The organism is Clostridioides sp. ES-S-0010-02 (assembly GCA_020641055.1).
GTDB lineage: Bacteria > Bacillota > Clostridia > Peptostreptococcales > Peptostreptococcaceae > Clostridioides.
Window position 1 is genome coordinate 1,833,805 of record CP067345.1, and the last position, 21,524, is coordinate 1,855,328.

Genomic DNA, 21,524 nt, shown 5'->3' on the forward strand with positions numbered 1-21,524 from the left:
AAATGTACCATCATTTTTTATATTATAAATTGTATAATTGAAATTTAAAAATTATGTAGTCTAATACATTTTAGACTTACAAAAAACATATACATTAATAATAATTTTAGAAATTGAGGTGATTATAATAAATTATGAATTAATCGTAAAATACAATGGAGATATATTAAGATTAGAGCAAGAATTAGGTGTTTCAGTAGAAATACTTAATGCTTCCTATGCGATAATAACATCAAGTGATGAAGAAGATATAAATAGATTACTGACTTATCCAGAAATAGAGTTTATAGAAAAACCTTTTATATTACAAACTCAAGACATACAAAGTTTTTCAAGCACAGGGATAACAGGTTTTAAAAATAGAACAGGATTAACTGGAAAAGGAACTATAATTGGTATAATTGATTCAGGTATAGATTATACTTTGCCTGTGTTTAGAGATAGTGAAGGAAAGTCCAAAATATTATACTATTGGGACCAGTCTATACAAGGAAATCCTCCAGCAGGTTTTAAAGAAGGAACATTATATAATAATGAAGATATAAATAATGCAATAGCTGGTAATACATATATACCTATCTCAACGACTAGTCTACATGGTACACATGTTGCAGGTATTTGTTCAACCATTGCAAGCGATGCTAGGATAATCGTAGTAAGGGTTGGAAATATACAGACAGATGTTTTTTCAAGAAGTACAGAGTTTATGAGGGCGATTAAATTTATTTTAGATAGGGCATTAGAATTAAGAATGCCTGTTACATTAAATATAAGTTATGGAAGTAATGAAGGCTCACATAGAGGGACTTCTTTATTTGAGCAGTATATAGATGATATGTGTTTATTTTGGAAAAATAATATAGTGGTAGCGGCTGGTAATAATGCAGATAAGGGGGGACATAAAAGGATTAGGCTTCAAAATAATACTACAGAAGAAGTTGAGTTTGTAATTGGAGAAGGAGAGCGTATATTAAATATAAACATATGGCCAGATTTTATTGATGACTTTAGTGTACATTTAGTAAGTCCATCGAATAGTCAGACACAATCAATTTCTCTAACTTCAGGTGAAATAAGAAATACTCTAGGAGATACAAGAATTACTGGTTATTTTTATCCTATAGCACCATATTCTCTTACTAGAAGAGTTACATTGCAATTAAGTTCAAATACACAGATAAATCCTGGTCTATGGAGAATTGTATTTGAACCTATAGATATTGTAACTGGTAATGTAAACATATATCTACCAACTTCTGAGGGATTAAATAGAAACACGAGGTTTTTGATTCCTACTCAAGAACTTACTGTTACAGTTCCTGGAACAGCAAGTAGAGTTATAACTGTAGGAAGTTTCAATTCAAGAACAGATATAGTATCTATATTTTCTGGCGAGGGAGATACACAATTGGGTGTATTTAAACCAGATTTATTAGCTCCAGGCGAAGATATAATATCTTTTTTACCAGGAGGTACCAGTGGAGCATTAACTGGAACGAGCATGGCCACTCCTCATGTTACAGGAGTTTGTTCGTTGTTTATGGAATGGGGAATTGTAAATGGAAATGATTTGTTTTTATATTCGCAAAAGTTAAGAGCATTGCTTCTTAGGGGAGCAAGAAGAACAAGTAATCAGTCATATCCAAATAATTCATCGGGATTTGGTTTTTTAAGTTTATCAGACATAGATTTATATACTTTATCTAGTATAAATCAAGACTTAGAAACAGAAGACATTGGATATAGAAGCACTAATAAGTCGTTTAAAGATGAAGAAAATAATTATAGAGTTATAGAAAATTATAATTCTCAGAGAAACGATGATTTAAAGTTGGAGGATTTTATAAGTGAAAATATGGATAGACAATCAGGAACATTGGCAGGAATAAATGTAATTCATACTCCTGAATTTGAAGATGAGTTAGCCTCATTGGGTATGAGTCAAGAATTTCTTAAGCTAAGTGACTCATTTGGTGTATTATCTATAAACACTACAGACTATAATAGCATACAACGAGTTTTGGAACTTCCATCAGTTATAAGGACAGAATCAACTATAAAGATGACACTGCTTGGAGAGATTAATCAAGGTACTTTTGGTGGTGTAGTTGCAACCGAAGAAATAGGTGTAAATTTTTTTAAAAATAATCCCAATATAACAATAACAGGAAGAGGTACTCTTATAGCGATTGCTGACACAGGAATAGACTATTTACATAAAGACTTTATATATGCAGATGGAACCTCAAAAATAGCTTTTTTATGGGACCAAACAAAGAATGGAACTCCACCTGAAGGTTTTTATATTGGGACAGAATATACACGAGAAGATATTAATAGAGCAATTGCAGAAAATGATGCTAGTCTATCTCAAGATGAAGTTGGGCAAGGGACTATGATAAGTGGCATATGTGCAGGTCTTGGTAATGTAAATAAGGAATATGCAGGAATAGCTGAAGATGCTGAATTAATAATAATAAAAATTGCTAAGATAGAAGGATTTTATAATAGTGCAATGTTATTTGCTGCATCTCAGTATGCATATAAAAAATCTTTAGAACTTGGGAAACCATTAGTAATAAATATATCTTTGGGTAGCAATAGTTTAGTTGGATTGACCAATAGAAGTAATAGTGAAAAAGCATTTTTTACTAGAGGGCTGTGTATAACAGCAGGAGCTGGAAATGAGGGAAATACTCAGACACACACATCTGGAAGAATACCAAATGTAGGAAGTTCCGTTGAAGTCGAGTTGGAATTAAATGAAGAAGAAGAAGAATTATCAGTTGAACTTTGGCTGAATAAACCAGATAAGGCAGATGTAATAATAGTGTCTCCCACTGGGGAAGAAAGTAAAAGTGTTGGAATATCAAGTTATAATAGGATAACAGGTTTATTTGATTTAGAAGGAACGGAGTATTCTATAACATATGTATATCCAACTACTTTTTCAGGACAGCAGTTTACCAATGTTACTCTGAAAAATGCTAAAAGAGGAGTGTGGAAGATTAGATTAGTAGGAGTTTATATTGTAAATGGAATATATAACTTGTATCTTCCAAATAGGGCTCTTTTAAAAAGTGGAACTAGATTTAGAGAGGTTGACCCTTTTTATACAATAAATTATCCAGCTGTTCAAGATGATTTAATAACTGTAGGAGCTTATAATACTATTAATAATAGTTTGTGGCAAAGTTCATCAAGAGGGCCGACTATTGAGGATAGATTAAAGCCAGACTTAGTAGCACCAGGAGTTAATATAATAGCTGCATATCCTGGAAATACATATGCGACTATAACTGGGACAGCAGCAGCTAGTGCACATGCTGCAGGAGCCGCTGCGATGTATTTTCAATATACTTTTGTTGATAGAAGATATCCAAATCAAGCATATGTTCAAAAAATAAAAACTTTTATGCAGGCTGGAGCTAGAAAAAACCAAACTACAGAGTATCCAAATATGAGTACTGGATATGGAACTTTGGATGTTAGAGGTATGTTTGATGTGTTAAGATAGGAGGGATTTATGGAAAAATCTTATTGTATAATTTACCAAGGTGATATAGAAACTGCACTTCAAGAAAACGGAATAAATAAATATATGGTTTTAAATAGTCAGCTTGCAGTAATATATGTACCTATGGATTTTGATGAAACTATTTTAAACAATATATTACAGGTTGCTTGGTGGGAAGAATCTGCTCCAATGAGCAGCTTAATTGAAATAACTAATAATATGAATAATGGAGAAACTATTACAACAGCTACTGAAGCAGAGTATATTTATGAGAATCCATATAATGATATAACAGGAAGAGGGATTTTATTAGCAGTTATAGATTCTGGTATAGATTATTTACACCCTGACTTTATAAATGCGGATGGAACGAGTAAGGTTTTACGATTATGGGATCAGGAAGAAAATACAAATCCACCACCAGAAGGATTTATTTTTGGGAGTGAATTTACAAGAAGTGAATTAAGTTTAGCTATAAGTAGAAATGATGGAAGTTTAAGTCAAGATAATATAGGTACTGGAACTTTGGCTTCTGGTATATTAGTGGGAAATGGAAGAGTAAATTCACAATATAGAGGTATAACTACAGAGTCAGATTTGATAGTGGTTAAATTAAAATCATATACAGATACTTATTATGCTGGAAAGATAAATTATAGTGTTTCAGATTTTTTAGCAGCTATAACATATGTTACTAATATAGCAAAAACAGAAAATAAGCCTATAATAATAAATCTTACTATTGGAGTTAAGTCAGGTGCTGTAGCAACTACTTCCATATTAGATACATTTAATATATTAAGTAGTGCTGGTGTTGTTGTAGTAAGTGGTGCAGGTAATCAAGGTAATACAGATATTCATTATGCTGGAAGATTTAGTAGTTTAAATGAAGTCCAAGATGTAATAATACAAGATGGTGACGATTACGCACTTGATATAACACTCAATACAAATGGTCCAGATAAGATAGGGGCACAAATAATATCTCCTTCAGGTGAGGTTAGTCATGATATAAGATATTCTCCAGACTTTTATGTATATAGAGGAAAGTTTAATCTGGAAAATACTACTTATTCAATGAGATTCATCTATCCATATATTACTTCTGGGAATGAAAGCCTAGAGATAAGACTCAGAGATATAAAACCTGGTGTGTGGACTTTGAGGCTAACTCCAGAACTTATAATAGGGGGAGAGTATGATATATATTTACCAAATAAAAACTTGATAGCACCAGATACAAGATTTTTAGACCCAGACTCAGTGGCTACAATAACTATGTATGCTGCTGGTGATGATGTAATCACAGTTGGTACATTTAATAATAAGACTGATAGTATGTGGATTGGTTCATCAAAAGGGCCAATTAGAGGAAGGGGAATTAAGCCAGATATAGTAGCGCCAGGAGTAGATATAATATCTACATATAAAAATGGAACCTACAATACAGCAACAGGTACAGGAGTTAGTAGTTCAATAGTTTGTGGAGTCTTAGCCTTATTAATGGAATATTTGGAAAAACAAGATAATATCCCAAGGTTATCGTTGTTTACACAAGTTTTAAAAACATATTTAATATTGGGAGCTACGAAGCTCGATATATATACGTATCCAAATGTTTCACAGGGATATGGTATTTTAAATTTAAAAAATACAATTCAACAGATGGCAAATACTTTATAAATAAAAAAATATGTAAATAATGGTATTTTATCTGTTATAAATTTTACTTATGAATTTAATTTGAAAAATTGCTAAAACTATTACAAAATAAATATATAGAGGTGATAGTTTTGGAAAGTAAAAAAGCAAGAGCATTAAAAGGTAACGATAACAAAAGACTTAGAAGTCCGCTTCTAGTTGGAAATGAATCAACAGCAGCTTGGGCAGATGTTGAAAAATTAAAACCTCATAGTAAAGTTTCAATACCTTCACTTAATAGTGTTGAAGAAGCAAAAGATTGGGTTGACAATGGAAGTAAATTGTAAAACTTCTATACTTGATAACAAAAATAAATAATTTATTGTATTTAAGTAAAGTAGTATTAGTTTAAAAAGCTTAAAGTTAAACTTAAGCTAATAAACAGTATACTGCTTTACTTTTTTTATAGGTGTCAGAAGGCAAAATGTAATTTACAAATATTTGAAAGGAAAATATAAATTTTTGCATATAAATATTTCTAGATTATATAAGACTAGTAAATATCAATTGCATAAATTTATTGACTAAAAATTTATAAATTGGTATAATTTTGTTAATTAGCGGAAATAATAGAAGATAAATACTGTGAAGAGAAGAGTAGATATAAAATGCAGTTTTAGCGAGTTGAGGATGGTGAAAGCTCAATACAAGTTTTATATTGAAGAACATCTTGGAGTTTCTAATCGAAAGCTTATTTAGTAAGTAGACTTAGACGGAAGGCACCGTTATAGGCTTTAAGCATTGCTTAACTAAGAGGTCATTTATGACAACTAGGGTGGTACCGCGAAAGTAATAGTCTTTCGTCCCTTTATACAGGGATGAAGGGCTTTTTTTATGGAATTATATTTAGAAAAAATTACTAAAAATTAAACTAGGAGGCTTTAAAATGCAAAAGGAATTTATAACAGTAAAAGAATTGTACAGAGATAAAGAACAGTACATAGGAAAAACTGTAAAAGTAGCTGGATGGATAAGAACATCTAGAGTATCTAAAAACTTTGGATTTATAGAATTAAATGATGGAAGTTTCTTTAAAAATATGCAAATAGTATTTGATGAAAAAGTTGAAAATTTTAAAGAGATAGGTAAATTGGCAATAAGTTCATCTATACTTGTAGAAGGTGAGTTGGTATCTACAGAAGGAGCTAAGCAACCAGTAGAAATACATGCAAAAAATATAGTTGTAGAAGGTGAATCAGATAGTTCATACCCACTACAAAAGAAAAGACATACACTTGAGTATTTAAGAACAATAGCACATTTAAGACCAAGAAGTAATACTTTTTCAGCTGTATTTAGAGTAAGATCAATAGCTGCATATGCAATACACAAATTCTTTCAAGAAAGAAACTTTGTATATGCACATTCTCCAATCATAACAGGTAGTGACTGCGAAGGTGCAGGAGAAATGTTTAGAATAACAACTATGGATTTAAATGATATTCCAAAAACAGAAGATGGTAAAATAGACTATACACAAGATTTCTTTGGGAAAGAAGCTAATTTGACAGTTAGTGGGCAATTAAATGCCGAAATAATGGCACTTTCTTTTAGAAATGTCTATACTTTTGGACCTACATTTAGAGCTGAAAACTCTTATACAGGAAGACATGCTTCAGAATTTTGGATGATAGAGCCAGAAATAGTTTTTGCAGACCTTGAAGATAATATGGAACTTGCAGAAGATATGATAAAATATGTTATAAACTATGTTTTAGAAAACGCTCCTGAAGAAATGGAATTCTTTAATAGTTTTATAGATAAAGGATTGCTAGAAAGACTAAATAAAATAGTAAACTCTGAATTTGTTAGAATAACATATACTAAAGCAGTAGAGCTATTACTTGAATCAGGACATGAGTTTGAGTATCCAGTAGAATGGGGATGCGATCTTCAAACTGAACATGAAAGATATATAACAGAACAAATATACAATTCTCCAGTATTTGTTACAGATTATCCAAAAGATATAAAAGCTTTCTATATGAGAATGAATGAAGATGGGAAAACTGTTAGAGCAATGGATTTATTAGTTCCTGGTGTTGGAGAGATAGTTGGAGGTTCTCAAAGAGAAGAAAGAGAAGACGTACTATTAGATAGAATTCATGAAATGGGATTAAATGAAGAAGATTACTGGTGGTATTTAGAACTTAGAAAATTTGGTACTGCTACTCACTCTGGATTTGGTCTTGGATTTGAAAGAATAATTATGTATATGACAGGTATGTCTAACATAAGAGACGTTATACCTTTCCCAAGAACTCCTAAAAATGCTGAATTCTAATAATTATAACCTATAATATGATTATATAATTTTTCGATATAATAAAATAGCTTGTGTGCTATCTGATTTAGATACATACAAGTTATTTTTATTGTGTTTACAAATATATGTAGTTTGTTTATTCATATTTTATTATACAATGTAATTATAAGTTACTTATACTAGGAGGATAAATAATGTGTAGTTTTTGTTTTATTAAATTTAATGTGAATGATGTAAAAATATTTAATCGAATAAAAAATTTATTTTCATATATAGCAGATATAAAAAATGATTGTATACAAATTGAGGATTTAGAATATTATATTTTAGAAAAAGTAGACGAATTTTATAATAAAGAAGAATTAGATTATTTTTGGTGGCCAACAGAAGCAGAAAATAAAATGTTTTGGGAGAACTATAAACTACTGGATGAAGAGAATCGACAGGAATACATAAAGTCTGTTTCATGGGATTTTGAGACTGTGTTTTCTGAAATTGGACTTGGCGATTATACAATAGAAGGTTGCGAAATGATTGGTGAACAAACTGCTAAACTTTATTTTAACCCTATTGGATATCCTTATGGTGGAAATGAAGTGCTTCAAGAGGCACTAAAAGCTTTTGGAGTGACAATAGTGGGTGTGCTTGGATAACGTTTATTGTGCTATACTATAACTAGTAGAGTAATTTTTTGGAAGTTTAAATATAAATTATATTTAAGCATTATCTTTATGTAAATAGTATAAAAATATGTAAGGTGATTTAAATCTAAAAAATTATTGAATAGTATATTTATTACACAAAAAGTTTTATCATTATCATGAGGGGGAGTAATAATGTTAAAGAAAGGGTTGTTTATAGTTTTAAGTTTGGCACTTATATGTACAGGTTGCAGTTCACAAAATGATTCTAAAGGTAAGCAAGCAAACAAAGATAATTCTCTTATACTATTAAAAAATGATGAGAATAACTCAGGTGATATGACAGATGTATACATAAAGACAGAAGGTAAGGATGAAGAAAAAATAGCATCAGATGTACCTACATATACTAAAAAAGATTATATAAATGGAGAACAATCAATATTAATCTAAGATAAAGAAAATAATTTATATAAGTATAATCTAAAAAAAGAAAAGGAAAAAATAGCATCAGATTTATCTTCTGACGAAATTAATTCATATGAATTTATGCCTTCTTCAAACACTATAGCATATATATCATCAGAAAAATCCTTGTATGTAAAATACGATGGAAAAGATAAAGAAAAAATAGCCAATGATGTTGTATTGTATAGGATGTCTACAGATGGAAAATTCATATATTATATGAATACAGATGAAGAGTTATATCTATATAAAGAAGATGGAAATAAAGAAAAAATATCTACTGATATACAGAGTTTTGATATTGTAAATAATAAAGGTGATGTAATATTTATAAATAATGATGATAATCTATATTTAAAAAGTACAGATAAAAATGATAAGGTCAAAATTAGTTCAGATGTATCAAATTTATGGGGGGTAAAATCTAATGATGAAGAAATTATGTATATAAGTGAGTATAATTATAAGGATTTGAAAGGTGAATTATATTTGTACAAAAATAATGCTAGTGAAAAAATAGCATCGGATGTTAGGTCTTATAAATATAGAGATAGTAAATTTTATTTTATAAATAGTGATGATGAATTATATGAGAAAGAAATAGGTAAAGAGGTGTCTAATAAAATAAAATCAGACATTAATTATGTAAGTTTTATTAAAGATGGAATTGTATTTACAAATTCTGATGGAGATGTATATATTAAGAAAAATAATAAAGAAGAAGAAAAAATAGGCAATGATATGAAAGAAAATTCTAATGTATCTATTATTAATGATGAAAAATTACTTTATATTAAATCAAGTGGTGAGTTATTTTTAGATAAAGACAGGATAGCAAGTGATGTTGTTGGCTATTCATTTAATTCAGAGAATATAGCATATTCCACTAAAAATAAGGAAATACATTTTTATAATTTAAAAACTAAGAAAGACAATATAGAAATAAACAATGTAGGAAAATATTCAGAGATTTATTTAGGAAATAAATTGATTTACTCTAAAAATTTAGAACCAAAAGACTTAAATGGTTTTTGGAAAGCTGATGAATATAATATATTTGAATTTGAAGAGCCAAATAAGATAAAACTTTATAGTAAAAGTGAAGAAGAAAGCAATTATACAGTTAAATATGAAGTAGAAAGTTCAGATAGTAATAGCATAGTATTAAAAGGAAAAGATACTTTATCAAAGGAAAAATTTACTATAACTAAGTTTAATAGTAATGAAATTTCATTACAAGCTAATAATGTAAGTGGTACACTTAATAAAATTTCCAAAGAAGAAGCGGAGAAATTTATCAAGAGTATAAATAACAAGGAAAATAGTGAAAATACTGATAAAAAGAGTATTAAAAGTGATTCAGGTTCAAGTTCTAATTTGAAAAATAAAGAAGTAAGTTATGATGATGATTATATTATATATGATAGTGATTCTAGAGTATTAACTAAAGATGAACTTGAACTTTATAGTAAAGAGGAGTTAGCATATATAAGAAATGAAATATTTGCAAGATATGGATATGTATTTAAAGAAGAACCTTATAAAAGCTATTTTAGCAATAAGTCATGGTATCAGCCAGATTATAGTATAGGAGCGGATACAGATGTTTTAAATTCTGTAGAGAAACAAAATGTATCATTGATTAAGGAAATGGAAAACTAAGTTATAAGAAATTTTAAAATACATGTCTAAATGTAGTATAAGATAGTCTATAGACATTAAAATTGAAATGTGAATTAATTTTAAACATGAATTAATTATATATAAAATTATTAAATCTATAAGTTAGACTTAAGTATAATTTATAGATTTAATAATTATGAATCTAAAAGCTAATTTATAGGTTTACATAATATTATACAAATATTTTGAACAAAATAAATTTATTATTAAGAAAATATAAATATAAGGATTAATACTTTGTTTCTATACTCCTAATAAAACTCAACACGATTACGACCTTGTTCTTTTGCAATATATAAAGCTTTATCACAATAACTTATAAATTCATTTAAAGTTATTAATTCTTCAACTTTCTTTGTATGAACTCCGATGCTAACAGTCACACATTTTGAAGGAACGTCATCACGTTCAAAATTACAATACTCTATAATCTTACGTAAATATTCGGATTTAAGTTTAGCATTCGCCTCATCACAATTGAAAAGACATATAAAAAATTCTTCACCACCATAACGGATAGCATGTGAATTTTCAGAATTTGTAAAATCTAAAATTACTTTAGCAATATTCTGTAAACAGTAGTCACCCTTTTGATGTCCGTAAGTGTCATTAAACTGTTTAAAATAATCTATATCTATCATCATTCCTGTTATAGGTTCTTGCTTTGTATGGGTCTTTAATTTTTTTTGAAGAACATCTTCTAAATACCTACGATTATTCATTTTAGTTAGGTCATCAGTCATAACCTTAAGATTTAATAAATTGTTCATATGGGAGATTTCTTCATATTGTTGATGGATTAGCATTTTATCATAATAAGTAAATACACGACTTCTATATAACATTGTAGAAATAAAAATAGCAAGTGATGTTATAAAAAATGTGTTTACAATATTACTGAACTCATTACCTGATACAGTTTGAATTCCTGGTAAGAGTAGATTAAGAAATAAAAAACATCCTCCAAAAACTATTATTGATTGACCTAATTTTAATACTGAAAAAGCAGCAGCTGTTAACATTATATAACTGAATACACTCAAATCATTTCCGCCTAACTGGTCAAGCAAAGTAATTACACAACCCCATAAGCAGAAAAATGTTACATAAATCACCCACAAGTTTATATAATAAGTACAATGTTCCTTTTTTTTATTCCAAAGATAAGAAAAAACAAGCATAAAAATTAAAGAGATACAAAATAGTATTATATACATACAAAAATACCATTGACGTCTTGGGGTGGCAAAAGGACCACCATCTCTAGCTGATATTGATATCATCATAATTAGTTGAGATATTATTATTATGATACAAATAATTTTGCCTGTATGATAAAGATAATTGCAAAGTTCTCGTTCAACATTTTCTTTGTATTTTTTATCTAGAGGGAATCCAAAGAATTTTTTTAAATTTTCTAAGTTCATATAAGCCTCCATTAAAAATAAAACATAAAAATAAGTATTCCTCTTCTTTTCTTAGATACTCGGAATACTTTGTTTATAACTTAATTATAGCAAAATATGTTATATGTAACAATCTAAATTTGTAATAGATAGTATTTATTAGTTAAGATTAAATAAAATTTTGTATTAGTATTTTATTATAATTAAGATTAGTAAGTTATTTATTTTAGAATATTAGATAATTATAATGAAATACTAATACAAGACAAATAAAATAGATAAATATATCCAATTAAGGTATAATTAAGTTTTATATGATATAGTTATATTTGATAATTGACAATGGTAAAACTTGGAGGGAAAAAATGGATGAAAAAAAAATAGATAATATGAATTATTCATATAGTAACTATTCTAAAAAAACAGGTAAGCCAACTAGAAAAATAAAAAATAATAACCTTACACTTGAAACTAAAGAAGATAAACTTTGTTCTAGTTGCAACAAAGAAAATAATCCTAAAGATAATTACTGTAAATTTTGTGGAAATGAACTTTATGAAATAGTATCATTAAAATCGAGCGAAACAAAACTTGACTTAAAATCTAAAATAAAAGAACTCTCATATCACGCAAATACAAGAGGGATATTTTTAACGACTTTTTCAACTATATTCATATTGCTTGTTATTTCGTTAATATTTAAGGCTATAATTACTATTCAATTTAATGATATCAGTTACATGATAAATCCAGCACATATAATGTTAGCCCTTAATCTAGGTCAAATTAGCGTATCTATGTCTACTATGATGGGTTCTGGATTTATAAGTGCAAATATAGGATTGTTAATATTACTTATAATTCCTGTTTTAGGATTAATTATATCAAATTTAATTTTTATGAGAAAAAGATGTAAGGATTCAAAAACTACATTAGCCAATTCTCTTGGAGTGGGAATTTTCTATGGATTAATTTTAGCTATTTTATGTACTTTTACTAATGTTAAAACTAGCTCACATAGTATGCTAGAGTATGGATATGCTTTAGAGTATAGTTATGAATTTTTTAGTGCACTTTTAAATGGATTTGTATTAGGATTTATATGTACATATATAACTAATTATAGAAAAAGCTATGAAAAAGAAAATATGTATATGTCCCTTTTTTCAAATGCTATTAAAATATTCATATTAGGTTATGTTTTAGTGTTAGCAATACTTTTTATATTAACTATATCTGATAGTAGTTATTTAAATGAATTGAATATGAGTGGATATTCAAGTGGTATCGATTTATTTGCTGTATTGCCACAAATTGCTAGTTACATGTGGGCTTTTGCAAATGGAATTTCGGTAACAATAATAAATTCAACAGTTTCAATGCTTAGCTTAGGCTCATCCTCTTTATTTGGAGATACTAAATTAATGTTTTATGCAATGGGGGCTTTGTCTGCATTAATAATTTTATTAAATGGATATAAATTAAGATTTAAATATGATACAGATAATATTAAACCTGTAATAATATTTAGTATATATTATGCATTTTTAATGGGTATGTTGGCTCTATTTAGTACTTTTATACTTGATAGTAATATTAACTTCTTTAATACAACTAGCTATGGAACAACTCTAGTTATGCAATTTAAATTGTTCTCAACTATTATAATTTCATTTATATACAGTTTTGTGATATCTTTAATAGGATATAAGCTAAACTCAGCTGATTAAATATGATTGGAGGAAACTTCTGTGGAAGAAAATAATAAAAAGACAGTAGATGATAAATTTTCTAAGGTTAAGAAAAGATTTGGTAATGGAAAATTTAAGATTGAATTATATAAAGAAAAATCAAAGATAAATAGAGAAATTGATGATATTCAAGAAAAGAAGAGTAAAATCTTTTTAGAAATGGGAATGTTGACTTATCAAAAAATTAGAGAAAATTCTATTGATGATGAGTGTTTTGATAAATTCTGTGATGAGTTATTAGAACTTGATAAGATAATTTATGAAAAAAATATGGAAATTAATGATATGGAAATTGCAGAAAGCAATGTAACTTGTGAATGTGGCTATATTGGAAATATAAATGACAAATATTGCGCTGAATGTGGTAAAAAATTTGAATTAGATAATGATTGCGATAATTTTATAGTTTGTGGTTATTGTGAAAGTGAAGTAGATTCGGAATCTGAGTTTTGTCCATGTTGTGGTAGAAAAATTATTATGGATTTAGAGTAATATTGGGGAACCTATGTATTGTATACATGGGTTTTTTTATTGAAATCATTTGTATCTATATAGGAATGAAAATAAAAACCAAAAAAATGAAATAAATTTTCTTAAAACTGTGAAATATAAGGAAATACTTGGAATAAATCTATAAAAAAATAGAATTAATAAAAAAATATGAAAAAATATTGCAAAGAAAAAGTTTTCATGTTATTATTAATACATAAATTAAGAAAATAAATTTCAGAAATGAGGTAATCGAAAAAATGCTAGATAAGGTAAAGGGAAGACTAATAGTATCATGCCAAGCTTTAGAAAATGAGCCTCTTCATAGTTCTTTTATAATGGGTAGAATGGCTAAAGCTGCTCAAGAAGGCGGAGCAGTTGGCATTAGAGCTCAAGGAGTTGATGATATTATTGAAATAAAAAAAGTTACTGGACTTCCTGTTATAGGTATTATAAAGAGAAATTACGAAGATTCAGATATATATATAACACCAACTAAAAAAGAAGTAGATGAGCTTTTAGCAACAGGATGTGAGATGATAGCACTGGATGCTACTAATAGAGTTAGACCAAACAATGAAGATTTAAAAGAAATTATAAATTATATAAAAGAAAATAATGTTTTAGTAATGGCTGATATTTCAAATTATGATGAAGCTATTAAGGCGCAAGAATACGGTGTAGACTGCGTTTCAACTACATTATCTGGATACACTCCATATACAGAAATTTTAGATGGTCCAGATTTTGTATTGATGGAAAGATTGGTTAAAGATTTAAAAATACCTGTAATAGCAGAAGGAAAAGTAAATACTCCTCAAGATTTAAAGAAAGTCTTTGAAATTGGAGTTCATTCATCAGTTGTAGGTTCAGCAATAACAAGACCACAATTGATAACAGAAAAATTTGTCAAAGCAATTGAAATTAATTAAAAAATTAATTTATAAATTAAAAATTAATTATATTTAACTATATTTGAAAATTAAAATTGGAGGTAAAGATATGAGAACAACAGATATGAAAGGAATTTATTCAGCATTATTAGTTTCATTTGATAAGGAAGGAAATATAAACGAAAAAGGGTTAAGACAAATAATTAGACATAATATAGATGTTTGTAAAATAGATGGTCTTTATGTAGGAGGAAGTACAGGAGAAAACTTCATGCTTTCAACTGATGAAAAGAAAAAAATATTTGAAATAGCTAAGGACGAAGTAAAAGAAGAAATAAAGTTAATAGCTCAAGTTGGTTCAGTTAATTTAAAAGAAGCTGTAGAGCTTGCTAAATTTACAACTGATTTAGGATATGATGCTATAAGTGCTGTTACACCTTTTTATTATAAATTCGATTTTGAAGAAATAAAACATTATTACAATACAATAATAAATTCTGTAGACAATAGATTAATAATATACTCTATACCATTTTTAACTGGTGTTGATATGAGTTTAGATCAATTTGGAGAATTATTTGAAAATGAAAAAATAATAGGTGTTAAGTTTACAGCAGCAGATTTCTACTTATTAGAAAGAATGAGAAAAACATTCCCAAATAAATTAATATTTGCAGGATTTGATGAAATGATGTTACCAGCTACAGTTTTAGGTGTAGATGGGGCAATTGGTTCTACATTTAATGTAAACGGTATCAGAGCTAGACAAATATTTGAACTAACGAAGAGTGAAAAAATATCAGAAGCACTTGAAGTACAACATGTGACAAATGATTTAATAACAGATATATTAGGAAATGGTCTATATCAAACAATTAAATTACTACTTGAAGAACAAGGCGTTGAAGCTGGATACTGTAGACAACCTATGAAAGAAGCAACTGATGAAATGAAATCAAGAGCGAAAGAAATATACAGAAAGTATTTTTAATAAAAATACTTTTAGTATGGGAGGATTGGTCAAATGGTAGGATTTACTTGGATAGATTTTGCAATACTAGTAGTTTACTTATTGGCAGTTTTATTTGCAGGATTGTTATTTTCAAAGAAGGAAATGAAAGGAAAAGAGTTCTTCAAAGGTGATGGAACTATTCCATGGTGGGTTACATCAGTATCAATATTTGCCACATTATTAAGCCCAATATCATTTTTATCACTAGCAGGTAATTCTTATGGTGGAACATGGATTTTATGGTTTGCACAATTAGGTATGTTTATAGCTATACCTTTAACAATAAAATTCTTCTTACCTTTATACAGTAGATTAGAGATAGATACTGCATATGAATACTTAGAAATGAGATATGAAAGTAAAGGACTTAGAGTACTTGGAGCTTTAATGTTTATAATATACCAAATAGGACGTATGTCTATAATAATGTATCTACCATCAGTAGTTTTAGCAGGTCTTACAGGAATACCTGTAAATGTGTTAATAATAGTTATGGGGGTAATAGCAATAATTTATTCATATACAGGTGGATTAAAAGCTGTTTTATGGACTGACTTTATACAAGGTATGGTACTAATAGTAGGTGTTACAGGTACGCTATTTTATTTAATATCAAGTATAAATGGCGGATTTGGAACAGTGATGGATACTCTTACAAGTGGGCATAAGTTCTTAGCAACAAATGAAGTTATGTTTGATAAAAACATACTATCTACAAGTGCATTTATAATATTTGTTGGAGCTGGTCTTAATACTTTTTCATCATATGTATCAAGTCAAGATATAGTTCAAAGATTTACTACAACAACTGATATAAAACAACTTAACAAAATGACATATGGAAATGGTGTTTTATCAATGGGACTTGCAACAGTATTTTATCTAATTGGAACTTGTTTATTTATATACTATACTCAAAACCCAGATTTAGCACAAACAGTTCAACAAGACCAAGTATTTGCATCATATATAGCTTATGAATTACCAGTAGGTATAACAGGAATACTACTTGCAGCAATATATGCAGCATCTCAGTCAACTTTATCAACAGGGCTTAATTCAGTTGCTACAAGCTGGACTTTAGATATACAAACTATTATAACAAAAGATATGAGTATGGAAAGACAAACTAAGGTTGCACAATATATATCATTAGGAGTAGGTATACTTTCTATAGTTGTTGCAATAATCTTAGCAAATGGAGAAATAAAGTCAGCATATGAATGGTTCAATAGTTTTATGGGGCTAGTTCTAGGAGTTTTAGCAGGAATATTTGTACTTGGTGCGTTTTGTAAAAGAGCAACTAAAATGGGAGCATATATTGGATTTGCAGTATCAGCAATTTTAGTTGTTTATCTAAAATATAGAATGCCAGAAGTAACTTCTTGGGCTTATTCTCTAATAACAATAACTACTTCTGTAGTAGTAGGAACAGTATTTAGTGCAATAGAATCTAAAGTTAAAGCAAAAGTATCTTTACCAAAAGCTGAAACTACAGTTTATTATGAAAAATAATATAGAATTTAAATAAGAAATTATCCTATAGAGTGGCTAGATTAGAGTGATTAGATATATAAATAATCTAGCTACTCTATAAGAATGTATAAAGAACTGTATATGTAAAAAACCTGAAAGTAGAATATACTTAAAATTATATAGGGAGATAGTGATTATGATATTTGGAAGTATAAATCATAGTAAGACATATTCAACATTACACGAAGACTTACTTAAGTGTTTTGAATATGCTAAAGAAAATTCATTGATAGATTACGAAAAAGGGACTCATACAATAGATGGTGATGATATCTTTGTAAATATTGTTGAGTATAAAACTTGTGAAAAAGAAGAAAGATTCTGGGAAGCTCATAAGAAATATATAGATGTACACTTGATGCTAGATGGATGCGAAAGAATAGATTTGAACTTTATAGAAAATTTAGAGCAAAAGACATATGAAGAAGATAGTGACTTTTTGCCTCTTGATGGGAAAAACAATGGATATGTTGAACTTAGAAAAGGTGATTTCTTAGTATGTTATCCAGAAGATGCACATATGACAGCAATAAAAGTTTCAGAAAAAGAAAATATAAAAAAAGCTATTTTTAAGGTTTTGGTTAGATAATGAAAATTTATATAACTACTAAGGCTGAAAATAGTGATTTAACTTTCAGCGATTAGTGATATTTCGTAAATTTTAGTTAGATTACTATTTTCAGCCTTAGTTTTTTATAAGAAAGTTTAAATAGATATTAAAAGGTTTAGAATTGTATAGAGGAGTTAATTTATGGATAAAATAGATGTATTTTTATTAATAGGACAAAGTAATGCGAGAGGCTTAGGAAATCCAAAAGACAGTGTTATTCCAAATGAGAATTGTTTTGAATACTTAAGTAGCAACGAGATTATAAACATGAGATGTGAATTAGAGACTTCTGAAGGAGATGGTACTATAGCACCTGCATTTTCAAATGAGTGGAATAGACTTACTGGTAATAAAGTTTGTTTTATACACAATGCAAAGGATGGGTCAAGAATAAAAAATTGGAATCATGATAATAACTGGTTTTTAAATGACACTATAGAAAAATTTAATGCAGGGTGTAATACTTTAAGCAAGAATTATAAAATAACAAATAAATATGTTATTTGGATTCAAGGTGAAAGTGATGCAAAGTATGGTAGTGATGTTTTATACTATAAAGAGAGTCTAAAAAAAATTGCATATAGACTAAAGGAAGAATGTATCATTGATAAAATGTTTGTTAGTTTAACTGGTTATTGGCTTGGAGAAGATGAATATTTTGTTAGAACAAGACGAATTGCAGCAGCACAAGAATTTGCTTGTAATGAATGTGACATATTAAGCATAGGAAGCAAAATTGCTATGAAATTTCATGACCAAGGTCTAACTATTGATGATGTACATTATAGTCAAGAAGGTCTTAATATGTTGGGAGAAGATTTATGTAAGAATATTTATAAATATCATATAACTGAGAAAAAAATTATATTAAAGGATACCATAGATTTATCAGAAGCGAGAAAATATATCTGTGAGTTGGAAAAAATAAATAAAAAATTCATGTAATATAAAATTTTAATTAGTAATATTGGTTATAAAAATAATTTGTATGGAGATATGTTATGAAAAATTACGTTTGTATAGATATTGGAGGTACTTCAATAAAATATGGATTTATTAGAGAAGATGGGTTAATAATCGATAAATCCAGTTTAGATACTGAAGCAAAAGAAAAAGGTGGACCAGGAATATTATCTAAAATAAAGAAAATAGTTAAAAAATATATGAAAGAAAACAATATTGATGGGATATGTATATCAACTGCAGGTATGGTTGACCCAATTGAAGGTAGGATAGTATTTGCGTTAGAAGAATTAATTCCAAACTATAAAGGTATGGAATTAAAGAAAGAGATAGAAAAAGAATTTAATATAAAATGTGAAGTTGAAAATGATGTTAATTGTGCTGGCCTTGGTGAAATGTGGCTTGGAGCAGGTAAGGGAGCAACTTCTTCTATATGTATGACAATAGGTACTGGTATTGGTGGTTGTGTTATAATAAATAATAAGCTTATAAATGGATTTAGTAATAGTGCTGGTGAAGTAGGATATATGAATATGAATGGAAGTACTTTCCAAGAACTAGCATCAACTAGTAGTTTGGTAAAAAAATTAGCAAAAATAAAAAATATGGATGAAAATGACCTAAATGGGAAAATAATTTTTGATTTAGCAAAGAATAATGACGAAGATTGTTTAAAAGAATTGGATAATATGATAAAATCATTAGCAATTGGTATTGCAAATATATGTTATGTAATAAATCCTGAAGTTGTAATTTTAGGTGGTGGAATAATGGCACAAGAAGAATTTCTAAAACCTAAAATAGATAGAGCATTAAAGGAGATTCTTATAGAAAGAGTTTATAAAAATACTAATGTAGAATTTGCAAAGAGACAAAATGATGCAGGTATGCTTGGGGCATTGTATAATTTTTTAAACAAAATATAGAGAATAGAAGGTTTTTTAATGAGTATTTTAGAACAATTGGAATCACCAACTTTTAAAGTTACAAAGTCAGATAAATTATTGATAGCTTATATAAAGGAAAATATAGAGGATGTATTTTATAAACCAATATCACAAATTGCTAAAGAGAGTAATATTGGTGAAGCAACTATAACTAGATTTGTTAAAAAAATGAAGTTTAATGGGTTGCAAGACTTTAAAGTTACTTTAGCGCAAGAAATATCAAGTAGTAATAAAAAAAATATTATAAATAAGAATATACAAAATGATGAGCCAGCTTTAGATACAGCCAAGAAACTTTTAAACTCAAATATAACTACTTTAGAGAATACTGTTGAGATAATCAATAGTGTAGATGTTCATGACTGTGCAAGACTTATAATAAATGCTAAAAAGGTTTACTTTATTGGTATTGGATATTCAGGTATAATAGCACAAGATTCAAACTATAAGTTTATGAGAATTGGGCTTAATTGTGTAAGTTTTGATAGTAGTCATACTATGATAATGATGTCTTCTATAATGGAAGAAGGAGATTTAATAGTTGCAATTTCTCATTCTGGGGAAACTGAAGAAATTATAAAAACTGTAAAACTTGCGAGAGCTAATAATGCTAAAATTATATCTATTACTGAAAATAAAAATTCTGAATTAAAGGATATTTCAGATGTGCACTTATCTTATGTATCTGGGGAAACTGTATTGGAAACTGGTTCAATATCCTCTAAATTGGCACAATTTTTTATTATTGATTTAGTATATACACAGGTAGTAAAAGAGCTTTCAAATGAAGCTATTGAAAGAAAAATCAAGACTACAAATGCTATAAAACTGTTTAAAAATGAATAAAATCAGATATTTGTAATACTTTATGTGGTTTTCTTAAAAATTTAGTAATGGGGAGATTTTACATGTCTAAATTAAAAGACTATGATATTGACAAAGTAATACTTTTTAATAATTTATGTAGTGAAACTAAGAATCAACTTAAGGAAAAAGCTAAACTAAAAAGATTACAAAGAAAAGAAATTTTATTTTATGAAAAAGAACAATTGGACAGAGTATACGTACTTTTAGATGGAAAAGTATCTATTTTTAAGATAAGCGAAAATGGTGAGAGAAAGGTGATTTTTATATTAAATAATGGAGAAATTATAAATGACATTACCTTTGATTTTACGAAGAATTCTGCTGTTGGATGTGAGGCATTTGAAAATTCAATTGTGTCTTATTATAGCATTGAAGAATTTACAGAAATTATGAAAAATGATTTTCAGCTTACAAAAGATATTATTTCTTATATGGAGAGAAGGACAAGACGTTTATATAGACAGTTAAAAAATTCAATATCTATAAAAGTAGATAAGAAATTAGCAGCAAAATTGTATAGATTAAGTAAAGAGTTTGGAATTTATTGTGGAGAATGGACCTTATTAAATGTAAATCTTACAGTTACATATTTAGCTGATATGCTTGGCTGTAAAAGAGAGACAGTTTCTAGAATGATAAAAGTATTGCAAAAAGAAGAACTTATAAAGATTGATAATAAAGGTTTTTATGTAAAAGAAGCCGAACTATCAAAATACTTTAAAAATAATTAATTATAATTAAATAAAGATATTATTAAGAGAATCTATCCATAGA

Annotated in this window: 18 protein-coding genes and 1 other annotated feature; of the genes, 17 read left to right on the plus strand and 1 reads right to left on the minus strand. The window is 28.0% G+C overall.

From position 1 onward, the window contains the following. Positions 1-118: 118 nt before the first annotated feature. From JJC01_08395 to JJC01_08425, 7 genes are all read left to right on the plus strand, one after another. A complete protein-coding gene (locus JJC01_08395) occupies positions 119-3,517 on the plus strand; it encodes a S8 family serine peptidase (GenBank protein UDN59866.1) in 3,399 nt (1,132 codons plus the stop codon). Between the two features lie 9 nt (positions 3,518-3,526). Further along, positions 3,527-5,200, plus strand: a complete 1,674-nt coding sequence (locus JJC01_08400; protein ID UDN59867.1) for a S8 family peptidase — start codon at positions 3,527-3,529, stop codon at positions 5,198-5,200. Between the two features lie 110 nt (positions 5,201-5,310). Further along, positions 5,311-5,505 carry a DUF3787 domain-containing protein gene (locus JJC01_08405; protein ID UDN59868.1) on the plus strand — a complete coding sequence of 65 codons (195 nt, stop codon included), beginning with the start codon at positions 5,311-5,313 and terminating at the stop codon, positions 5,503-5,505. 289 nt (positions 5,506-5,794) lie between these two features. Next, positions 5,795-6,029: a binding site (T-box leader), on the plus strand. A gap of 75 nt (positions 6,030-6,104) precedes the next feature. Beyond that, positions 6,105-7,502, plus strand: coding sequence for an asparagine--tRNA ligase (gene asnS, locus JJC01_08410; protein UDN59869.1), 1,398 nt, complete (start codon positions 6,105-6,107; stop codon positions 7,500-7,502). Positions 7,503-7,678: 176 nt separating this feature from the next. Next, positions 7,679-8,137 (plus strand): hypothetical protein, encoded by a 459-nt coding sequence (locus JJC01_08415; protein UDN59870.1) that lies wholly within the window; start codon positions 7,679-7,681, stop codon positions 8,135-8,137. Between the two features lie 183 nt (positions 8,138-8,320). Continuing rightward, entirely contained in the window at positions 8,321-8,578 is a 258-nt protein-coding gene (locus JJC01_08420; GenBank protein UDN59871.1) for a hypothetical protein, read from the plus strand. A 96-nt stretch (positions 8,579-8,674) separates the two neighbouring features. Next, entirely contained in the window at positions 8,675-10,255 is a 1,581-nt protein-coding gene (locus JJC01_08425; GenBank protein UDN59872.1) for a YARHG domain-containing protein, read from the plus strand. 272 nt (positions 10,256-10,527) lie between these two features. On the opposite strand, the gene JJC01_08430 is transcribed toward JJC01_08425, so the two are convergent. Continuing rightward, the gene (locus JJC01_08430) at positions 10,528-11,703 is read right to left on the minus strand and encodes a GGDEF domain-containing protein (GenBank protein ID UDN59873.1); all 1,176 of its coding nucleotides are present in this window, start codon (positions 11,701-11,703) and stop codon (positions 10,528-10,530) included. A gap of 344 nt (positions 11,704-12,047) precedes the next feature. Here JJC01_08430 and JJC01_08435 point away from each other — a divergent pair, with 344 nt between their 5' ends. The 10 genes from JJC01_08435 to JJC01_08480 all read left to right on the plus strand — a co-directional run bounded on the left by JJC01_08435 (position 12,048) and on the right by JJC01_08480 (position 21,481). Further along, complete coding sequence (locus JJC01_08435) at positions 12,048-13,412, plus strand: zinc ribbon domain-containing protein (GenBank protein UDN59874.1); 1,365 nt, start codon at positions 12,048-12,050, stop codon at positions 13,410-13,412. 21 nt (positions 13,413-13,433) lie between these two features. Beyond that, the gene (locus JJC01_08440; protein ID UDN59875.1) at positions 13,434-13,925 is read left to right on the plus strand and encodes a zinc ribbon domain-containing protein; all 492 of its coding nucleotides are present in this window, start codon (positions 13,434-13,436) and stop codon (positions 13,923-13,925) included. A 257-nt stretch (positions 13,926-14,182) separates the two neighbouring features. After that, a complete protein-coding gene (locus tag JJC01_08445) occupies positions 14,183-14,854 on the plus strand; it encodes an N-acetylmannosamine-6-phosphate 2-epimerase (protein UDN59876.1) in 672 nt (223 codons plus the stop codon). A gap of 85 nt (positions 14,855-14,939) precedes the next feature. After that, positions 14,940-15,806 (plus strand): N-acetylneuraminate lyase, encoded by an 867-nt coding sequence (locus tag JJC01_08450; protein ID UDN60147.1) that lies wholly within the window; start codon positions 14,940-14,942, stop codon positions 15,804-15,806. A gap of 33 nt (positions 15,807-15,839) precedes the next feature. After that, positions 15,840-17,342, plus strand: a complete 1,503-nt coding sequence (locus JJC01_08455; GenBank protein ID UDN59877.1) for a sodium:solute symporter — start codon at positions 15,840-15,842, stop codon at positions 17,340-17,342. 157 nt (positions 17,343-17,499) lie between these two features. Continuing rightward, positions 17,500-17,952: a YhcH/YjgK/YiaL family protein gene (locus JJC01_08460; GenBank protein ID UDN59878.1), complete on the plus strand. Its 453-nt coding sequence runs from the start codon at positions 17,500-17,502 to the stop codon at positions 17,950-17,952. Positions 17,953-18,114: 162 nt separating this feature from the next. Further along, positions 18,115-18,918, plus strand: coding sequence for a hypothetical protein (locus JJC01_08465; GenBank protein UDN59879.1), 804 nt, complete (start codon positions 18,115-18,117; stop codon positions 18,916-18,918). Positions 18,919-18,974: 56 nt separating this feature from the next. Further along, positions 18,975-19,862, plus strand: coding sequence for an ROK family protein (locus JJC01_08470; protein UDN59880.1), 888 nt, complete (start codon positions 18,975-18,977; stop codon positions 19,860-19,862). 18 nt (positions 19,863-19,880) lie between these two features. Then, positions 19,881-20,729, plus strand: a complete 849-nt coding sequence (locus JJC01_08475) for a MurR/RpiR family transcriptional regulator (GenBank protein UDN59881.1) — start codon at positions 19,881-19,883, stop codon at positions 20,727-20,729. 62 nt (positions 20,730-20,791) lie between these two features. Beyond that, entirely contained in the window at positions 20,792-21,481 is a 690-nt protein-coding gene (locus JJC01_08480) for a Crp/Fnr family transcriptional regulator (protein ID UDN59882.1), read from the plus strand. The last annotated feature ends 43 nt before the right edge of the window (positions 21,482-21,524 follow it).